A 743-nucleotide genomic window follows, 5' to 3' on the forward strand; every position below is an offset into this window, starting at 1 on the left:
GCCAGCTGGCCCCCTTTGCTATCGCCAAGTGTGTCGGTCATTGTGGGAATCTAGGTTTGAAAATACTCGCAGCCCTTGTAAGGGGCTGCATATTCCCACCTATTTCTTGCTGGTTAAAAGCTTGCTTCGCCGCAAAGCATTCTTCCTTCGCGTCGCCAGAGAAGCCGTCACGTCATTGGCTTTACATTGCTGGCATTTGAAACCAATAGCAGGCGTGTGTGGTAGCTGAGTTATCATGAGTTCACCACAGAAATGGCATTTAACAGTCCTTCCATGATTATCAACTTGCTTTCCGAAATCCTGCTTAGCCGCCACTGGTCTACGTTGTTGTTCCTGGGCCGACTTATTTAAAATGGATTTTCTTTCCTGGTGAAAGGCTTTGATCAACTGTTCCGTATTTTCTACGAGTAGCCGGCGCTCTTCCTCTGTCAACTTTCGCGAGCAATCTGCGGTGTAAACCGCCTCACTTGAAAGCTGACCTTTATACAATATCCCGTAACATTTAGAGCCCAGAACCTGAATGGATCTATCATCTTCTTCAATAACGTGAATCCGTTTATATACGGGTCTATTGCAGCCCTCAGCGCAACATCGAATAGATCTACTTTTCTCGACTTCAACAATCGCCAACAACTTAGCCATGATCCCTCCCCATAACCTGTGATCTTCTTAAATTCCATTTCTTACTTCTCAACACTTCGGACAGTTTCATACAGCTATAGCCCCATAGTCACTGTACTGCT

1 protein-coding gene is annotated in these 743 nt (G+C 45.8%); it reads right to left on the reverse strand.

Annotation, left to right across the window (positions count from 1 at the left end):
- Positions 1–99: 99 nt before the first annotated feature.
- Complete coding sequence (locus MO867_RS22380; RefSeq protein WP_252473284.1) at positions 100–642, reverse strand: hypothetical protein; 543 nt, start codon at positions 640–642, stop codon at positions 100–102.
- Between the last annotated feature and the right edge of the window lie 101 nt (positions 643–743).

The organism is Microbulbifer okhotskensis, from assembly GCF_023895975.1.
GTDB classification, from domain to species: domain Bacteria; phylum Pseudomonadota; class Gammaproteobacteria; order Pseudomonadales; family Cellvibrionaceae; genus Microbulbifer; species Microbulbifer okhotskensis.

Coding starts and splice junctions, on each gene's coding strand:
- MO867_RS22380 (WP_252473284.1), bottom strand. CDS start 642: ATGGCTAAGTTGTTGGCGATTGTTGAAGTCGAGAAAAGTAGATCTATT.